At 69.6% G+C, this 7,145-nt stretch carries 8 protein-coding genes; 2 read left to right on the forward strand and 6 right to left on the reverse strand.

Annotated features, from left to right (window positions below; genetic code table 11):
• Positions 1–612: ACT domain-containing protein (locus tag E1286_RS44725; protein ID WP_132623110.1), on the reverse strand; the 612-nt coding region annotated here is incomplete at its 3' end.
• A gap of 174 nt (positions 613–786) precedes the next feature.
• Between E1286_RS44725 and E1286_RS44730 the strand changes: the two genes are divergently transcribed.
• Positions 787–2,388, forward strand: a complete 1,602-nt coding sequence (locus E1286_RS44730; RefSeq protein WP_132623112.1) for an amidohydrolase — start codon at positions 787–789, stop codon at positions 2,386–2,388.
• A 51-nt stretch (positions 2,389–2,439) separates the two neighbouring features.
• On the opposite strand, the gene E1286_RS44735 is transcribed toward E1286_RS44730, so the two are convergent.
• The 5 genes from E1286_RS44735 to gap form a co-directional block, all read right to left on the reverse strand.
• A complete protein-coding gene (locus tag E1286_RS44735; RefSeq protein ID WP_132623114.1) occupies positions 2,440–2,784 on the reverse strand; it encodes an RNA polymerase-binding protein RbpA in 345 nt (114 codons plus the stop codon).
• Between the two features lie 73 nt (positions 2,785–2,857).
• Complete coding sequence (gene secG, locus E1286_RS44740; RefSeq protein ID WP_132623116.1) at positions 2,858–3,088, reverse strand: preprotein translocase subunit SecG; 231 nt, start codon at positions 3,086–3,088, stop codon at positions 2,858–2,860.
• Between the two features lie 99 nt (positions 3,089–3,187).
• Positions 3,188–3,970 (reverse strand): triose-phosphate isomerase, encoded by a 783-nt coding sequence (gene tpiA, locus E1286_RS49680; protein WP_132623118.1) that lies wholly within the window; start codon positions 3,968–3,970, stop codon positions 3,188–3,190.
• A gap of 87 nt (positions 3,971–4,057) precedes the next feature.
• A complete protein-coding gene (locus E1286_RS49685; RefSeq protein WP_281282862.1) occupies positions 4,058–5,245 on the reverse strand; it encodes a phosphoglycerate kinase in 1,188 nt (395 codons plus the stop codon).
• 133 nt (positions 5,246–5,378) lie between these two features.
• A complete protein-coding gene (gene gap / locus E1286_RS44755; RefSeq protein WP_132623122.1) occupies positions 5,379–6,383 on the reverse strand; it encodes a type I glyceraldehyde-3-phosphate dehydrogenase in 1,005 nt (334 codons plus the stop codon).
• Positions 6,384–6,565: 182 nt separating this feature from the next.
• On the opposite strand from gap, the gene E1286_RS44760 reads away from it, so the two are divergent.
• On the forward strand, positions 6,566–7,145 hold a 580-nt coding region (locus E1286_RS44760; RefSeq protein ID WP_223190921.1), incomplete at its 3' end, for a hypothetical protein.

Consider the following 7,145-nt stretch of genomic DNA (forward strand, 5'->3'; position numbering starts at 1 on the left):
GTCGTGCAGGTCGCGCACGGCCTCGCGGTAGATCGACGTGAGCGGCCGCACGGTGACCTCGACCCCGTCGGCGAGCTTGATCGCCCGCTCGCTCCCGGTCGGCTCCGAGGCCGGCTGGGCGAGCCGGGCGAAGGAGGCCGCCCTGGCCGCCTCGGTCAGCGTGAACGGCAGCCCCGCGCGGCGCAGGCGGACCGCGCGCCGCTGCGCGACCGGCACGACGAGGAGGGTGGGGTCGGGAAGATCACTCACGGAGTCACCATAGACCCAGCGGGCGTCGTCCGCGCGCAGCAGTTCGGCCAGCAGCTCGGGCAGCCGCCACGGCATCGCGCGCAGGCGGGAGGCCAGCAGCAGCGCCCTGGTGGGCTCGTCGGTCAGCTCGTGCGCGGTCGCGGGCACGACCTGGACGCGGCGGCCGCCGGCCGCCTCCAGGGCCTCGCGCACGGTCTCGGGGTGGGCGGGGATGTCGGCGATGAACTCGTCTACGGTGCCGTCGGAGTCGGACTGGACGCTCAGGCCGAGGATGTTGCCGCCTCTGGCCGCCAGGGCCGAGGCCAGCGAGGCCAGCCGGCCGGGTCGCTCGTCCACCGTGGTCCGGATGCGCAGGAATCCCATGGCCATGAGCATGCCGGGCAGCTGTTACACAGCCGCTAACGATGTGTTTCATTGCGTACTTCGTCGCATGATGTTGCGATTTATCCCTACATCGGCAGATATGTGGCTAGTGTCGCGTCGACCTCGGGCACCGGCGAGGCGCGGGAACATGAAGTGACCGAATAAGGAGACCCCATGAACATCCTCTTCCGAGGCGGCCGCGCCTTCACCCCTCGCGGGGTCCTGGCCGAGGCCGTGCTGGTGCGTGACGGTGTGATCGCGGCCGTGGGCCCGGAGGGAGACCTGGCGCGGGAGGCCCACGAGACGGTCGATCTCGACGGCGGCCTGCTGACGCCCGGGTTCACGGACGCCCACCTGCATCCGGTGCAGGCGGGCCTCGAACGCGCAACGTGCGATTTGTCCGAGATTTTCGGCCTTGAGGCGTACATAGAGAAGATCGCGGACTATGCCGCGAAAAATCAGGACAAGGAATGGATCGACGGCGGTGGCTGGGACATGTCGGCATTCCCTGGTGGGCTCCCCCACCGCGAACACCTCGACTTCCTCGACCGCCCCGTCTACCTGATCCAGCGCGACCACCACGCCGCCTGGGTCAACACACGCGCCCTGGAGGTCGCCGGCATCACGGCCGCCACGCCCGACCCCGCCGACGGCCGCATCGAGCGCGACGCCGCCGGCGCGCCCACCGGCGTCCTGCACGAGGGCGCCATGGACCTCGCCGGCCTGCTCACCCCCCGCCCGACCGAGCAGGACCTCCTGGACGCCCTGGAGGACGCCCAGCGCCACCTGTTCTCCCTGGGAGTCACCGGCTGGCAGGACGCCATCGTGGGCTCCTACGCCGGCTCCGACGACCAGCTGCCCACCTACCTGGCCGCGGCCCGCTCAGGGCGGCTGCGGGCGCGCGTGGTGGGCGCCCTGTGGTGGGACCGCACCCGCGGCCTGGACCAGATCGAGGACCTGGTCGCCCGCCGGGCCTCCGCCGAGGGGCTCGACCGCTTCCGCGCCACCTCGGTCAAGATCATGCAGGACGGCATCACGGAGAACTTCACCGCCGCGACGCTGGAGCCGTACTGCCGGTGCGGGGGCACCGGGCTGTCGTACGTCGACCCGGCCAAGCTGACGGAGTACGTCGCCGAGTTGGACCGCCTCGGCTTCCAGGTGCACTTCCACGCCATCGGCGAGCGCGCCGTGCGCGAGGCCCTGGACAGTCTGGAGGGCACCGATCCTGCCAACCGGCACCACATCGCCCACCTGCAGATCATCGAACCGTCCGACGTGCCGCGCTTCGCCGCGCTCGGCGTCACGGCCAACCTGCAGCCGCTGTGGGCCACCCACCACGCCCAGATGGACGAGCTGACCCTGCCCTACCTGGGAGAGCCGCGTTCGTCGTGGCAGTACCCGTTCAAGGACCTGCTCGACCGCGGCACCCGCTTCTGCGCCGGCAGCGACTGGCCGGTCTCGGACGCCGACCCGCTGCAGGGCATGCACGTCGCGGTCAACCGTACGGAGCCGGGCGGTTCGGTGCACGCCGGCTACCCGACCGCGCGGACGCCGTTCCTGCCCGGCCAGCGCATCGACCTGGCGACGGCCATGGCGGCGTACACCGCGGGCTCCGCCTGGATCAACCGCTCCCCGGCCGGGGTGATCGAGCCGGGCCGCCCGGCCGACCTCGTGGTGCTCGACCGCGACCCGTTCGCGCTGCCGCCCGAGGAGATCTGGACGACGCGGGTGCGGATGACGTTCGTGGACGGCGAGCCGGTCTACGAGCGCCGATGACGACGAAGGGGCCCCGGGCAGTGTGCGCCCGGGGCCCCTTCGCCTTCGTTCCTACCAGGGGGACTTGTTGTTACGCAGGCGCTCCAGTGCCTCCTCGAGGATCGCCTTGCCGTCCTTGTCGCTCCGGCGCTCCTTCACGTAGGCCAGGTGCGTCTTGTACGGCTCGTTCTTCGGCGGGGCAGGCGGGGCGGCCTCGTCCTGTCCGGCTGGGAGGCCGCAACGAGGACAGTCCCACGTCTCGGGGATCGCCGCGTCACTGGCGAAACTGGGGCGCGTCTCGTGCATGTTGGCGCACCAGAACGAGACCCGCACTCTCGGAGCTGCCTCGCCGCGCTCGGCCTCCCCCATAGGGCCGGCGCCGACTCGGCTGCCACGGATCGCGTTGCCACTACCCACGGATGAACTCCTCGCTCGATCGCCCCGTGTGCGGACACGGGGGGAGAATCACTGTCACGCGTTACGTTTTTGCTCAGGGCCTGAGCAAAAGGCCGAGGGCGATGATGCAGACCAACCAGACCACGCCCGTGATGACCGTGAGCCGGTCGAGGTTGCGCTCCACCACCGAGGAACCGCCGAAGTTCGACGAGAAACCGCCGCCGAACATGTCAGACAGGCCACCGCCCTTGCCCTTGTGAAGCAGGACGAGCAGGATCATGAGAAGGCTCGCCAGGATGAGGGCGATGGAGATTCCGAGTTCCACGGTATGCCTGTTCCTTCAGTGCTCTGTGACGCGTGACGATTCAAACTTGCCTCTAGAGGGTACGGCCTGTTGTCAAGTCGCACCCCCCGAACGGCTCAGTTAGCCTGGCATATCGGAGAAACGGCAGATCTTCGCGAACTCCCCTGCGTCGATGCTGGCACCGCCCACGAGCGCGCCGTCGACATCGGGTTGAACCATGATCCCCGCGATATTGCCTGACTTGACCGACCCTCCGTAAAGGATACGGACCCCGGAGGCCACTTCGGCGTCGTAGAGCTCAGCGAGTCTGACTCGCAGGGCTCCACAGACCTCCTGGGCGTCCTCCGGGGTGGCCACCTCGCCGGTGCCGATCGCCCACACCGGTTCGTAGGCCACCACTATCGATTTTGCCTGCTCGGGCCCGACTTTGCGCAGCGCGCCGTCGAGTTGTCCAAGACTGTACGCGATGTGTCCGCCCTCTTGGCGCACCGCCAGGCCCTCGCCCACGCACAGGATGGGCGTGAGGGAGTGGCGGTGGGCGGCGTGCACCTTGGCGTTGACGAGGTCGTCGTCCTCGCCGTGGTGCTGGCGGCGCTCGGAGTGGCCGACGACCACGTACGTGCAGCCGAGCTTGGCCAGCATGGCGCCCGACACCTCGCCGGTGTAGGCACCGCCGTCGTGCTGGGACAGGTCCTGGGCGCCGTACGCGATCCTCAGCTTGTCACCCTGGACCAGGGTCTGGACGCTGCGCAGGTCGGTGAACGGCGGCAGGACGGCGATCTCGGCCTTGTCGAAGTCCTTGTCGTTGAGTGCGAAGGCCAGCTTCTGGACCAGCGCGATGGCCTCGAAGTGGTTGAGGTTCATCTTCCAGTTGCCGGCGATGAGCGGCTTCCTCGTGGTCATCGGTCGCTCACCAGCTCCTCGTTCGCGCCGCGGAGAGCCTCTTTCGGCCCTCCACTCCGCTCACTGCGTCGGGTACGCTCCGTCAACTCAGTCCTCCAACGCGGCGAGTCCGGGCAGGGTCTTGCCCTCAAGGTATTCCAGACTGGCCCCGCCGCCCGTGGAGATGTGCGAGAAACCGTCCTCGGGCAGCCCCAGCCTGCGCACGGCCGCCGCCGAGTCGCCGCCGCCCACCACGGTGAAGGCGTCGGAGCCGATCAGCGCCTCGGCCACCGCCCTGGTGCCGCCGGAGAACGCGTCGAACTCGAACACGCCCATCGGCCCGTTCCAGAAGACGGTCTTGGCGTCGGCCAGCTTGGCGGCGAACAGCTCGCGTGTCCTGGGCCCGATGTCGAGACCCTCCCGGTCGGCCGGGATCGCGGTGGCCTCGACCACGTCGTGCTCGGCGTCGGCGGCGAAGCCGGTCGCGGCCAGCACGTCGACGGGCAGCACCAGCTCGACGCCGCGCTTGCCCGCCTCGTCGAGGAAGCCCCGCACCTGGTCGATCTGGTCTTCCTGGAGCAGCGAGTTGCCCACCTCGTGGCCCTGGGCCTTGAGGAAGGTGTAGGCCATGCCGCCGCCGATCAGCAGCCGGTCGACCTTGGTCAGCAGGTTGGCGATGACGCCGAGCTTGTCGGAGACCTTGGCACCGCCCAGCACGACGACGTACGGCCGCTCGGTGTCGTCGGTCAGCCGCCGCAGCACCGCGACCTCGGCCTCGACCAGTCCGCCGGCCGCGTGCGGCAGCAGCCGGGGCACGTCGTAGACGCTGGCGTGCTTGCGGTGCACCGCGCCGAACCCGTCGCCGACGTAGAGGTCGGCCAGCCCGGCCAGCCGCTCGGCGAACGCTCGCCGCTCGGCCTCGTCCTTGGACTCCTCACCCGGCTCGTAGCGGAGGTTCTCCAGGAGGGCGACCTGGCCGTCCTGGAGCGTGTCGACCGTGGCGCGCGCGGCGTCGCCGACCACGTCGCTGGCGAAGGCGACGTCCTGGTCGAGCAGCTCGCCGAGCCGCCGGGCCACGGGCCGCAGTGAGAATTCCGGCTTGACCTGGCCCTTGGGCCTGCCCAGATGGGCGCAGACCACGACCTTGGCCCCGCGCTCCACGAGGCTTCTGATCGTCGGCACCGACGCCCTGATGCGGCCGTCGTCGGTGATCGTCTCCCCGTCGAGAGGGACGTTGAGGTCGGCGCGCACCAGCACGCGCCGCCCCTTCACGTCGAGATCGTCGAGCGTGCGCATGCTCAAGCTCCCGTTGCTGTGTCGAGGTCCCCAGTGTCGATGCGCCCAGTGAGCGCGGTGCGTGACGCGGCTCGGTGCGCCGCGGCCGTCGCGGGGCGCGCCTGTCGCGCGCCCCGGCGTGTCGCCCTCGGCATCAGAGGTCGCGGCCCACCAGCTCGATGAGGTCGGCGAGGCGGTTGGAGTAGCCCCACTCGTTGTCGTACCAGCCGACGACCTTGACCTGGTTGCCGATGACCTTGGTCAGGCCGGCGTCGAAGATGCAGGAGGCCGGGTCGGTGACGATGTCGGAGGAGACGATCGCGTCCTCGGTGTAGCTGAGGATGCCCTTGAGCGGGCCGTCGGCGGCGGCCTTGACGGCGGCGTTGACCTCCTCGACGGTGACGTCGCGGCTGACGTCGACGGTGAGGTCGGTGGCCGAGCCCGTGGGGATCGGCACCCGCATGGCGAAGCCGTCGAGCTTGCCCTTGAGCTCGGGCAGCACCAGGCCGATCGCCTTGGCGGCGCCGGTCGAGGTGGGCACCACGTTGAGCGCGGCGGCGCGGGCGCGGCGCAGGTCCTTGTGCGGGCCGTCCTGCAGGTTCTGGTCCTGCGTGTAGGCGTGGATGGTGGTCATCAGACCCTTCTCGATGGTGAAGGTGTCGTGGATGACCTTGGCCATGGGCGCCAGGCAGTTGGTCGTGCAGGAGGCGTTGGAGATGATCGTGTGGCTGGACGGGTCGTAGGCGCCGTCGTTGACGCCCATGACGATGGTGACGTCCTCGTTCTTGGCGGGCGCGGAGATGATCACTTTCTTCGCGCCGTTGTCGGCGTGCACCTTGGCCTTGGTGGCGTCGGTGAACAGACCGGTCGACTCGACGACGACATCGACGCCGAGGTCGCCCCAGGGCAGCTTGCCCGGGTCGCGCTCGGCGAAGACCTTGATGGACTTGCCGTCCACGGTGATCTCATCGCTCGTGGCCTTCACCTCGTACGGCAGCCGGCCCAGGATGCTGTCGTATTTCAGCAGATGGGCCAGCGTCGCGTTGTCGGTCAGGTCGTTGACCGCGACGATCTCGATGTCCTTGCCGCTGGCGGCGACAGCGCGCCAGAAGTTGCGACCGATACGGCCGAAGCCGTTGACGCCTACGCGGATGCTCACGGAACCGATCCCCTCGTCAGATGGCGGGCTGAAACCTCAATCACGAACCCTATCTGACCGAAATTGGTTTAGACCACTTCAGGTCCCACCCTGCGAATCACCGTTCCAAAGACACGTTTTGCGAGGTTCGAGTAAAGTGCCCGACTCGTTGGAATAAATTCGTGCATTCTCTGGGGGCTGAGATGTCACAGAAGCGGTCCGGCCTGCTGCCCGGACTCCTCCTCGGTCTGCTCGTCGCGCTCATCTGCTCGGCGTGTCTCGGGGCGGCGGTGCTGTTCCAGCGAAGCCTGCCGGAGGCCGTGACGGGCTTCGGTGGCGGTGTGCCTCTCTCCCTGGCCCTGTCGGTCCTCATCGCGCTGCTGGTGGCGCTCACGATCGGCGCCGTACGCCCGCGCGGCCTCGTCCTGCTGCCGTTCGCCGCCCTGTACGCGGGCGGGGCCGTCGTGGCCGGCCAGATCGCCGGCTCGGCCCTCATGATCGGCGCGGCCCTGCGCACGCCGCCCGCGGAGCACGACGCCCCGGACCTGTCCGACGTCACCGTGGCCAACCTCACCGGAGGCCTCCCCGACGCGCTGTCCCTCTACCGGCAGCCGCTGGCGGAGACCTGGGCGGTGTGGCTCTACATCGCCGTGGCGGCCGTGGTTTCGCTCCTCCTCGTCACCTTCAGGGTGCTCCGCGTCCGCCGGGCCGACCGCGCCCGTCCGGCCGAGGCGCAGGAGTCGCCGGAGCCCGAGTACCGCGCGCCCTTCGAGCCCGCCCAGC

This window comes from Nonomuraea terrae (assembly GCF_004348995.1).
Taxonomy (GTDB): Bacteria; Actinomycetota; Actinomycetes; order Streptosporangiales; family Streptosporangiaceae; genus Nonomuraea; species Nonomuraea terrae.

What these genes read in the sequence shown, in the direction of transcription:
- E1286_RS44730 (WP_132623112.1), top strand. Translation starts at nt 787, where the DNA reads ATGAACATCCTCTTCCGAGGCGGCCGCGCCTTCACCCCTCGCGGGGTC.
- tpiA (WP_132623118.1), bottom strand. Translation starts at nt 3,970, where the DNA reads ATGACCACGAGGAAGCCGCTCATCGCCGGCAACTGGAAGATGAACCTC.
- E1286_RS49685 (WP_281282862.1), bottom strand. Translation starts at nt 5,245, where the DNA reads ATGCGCACGCTCGACGATCTCGACGTGAAGGGGCGGCGCGTGCTGGTG.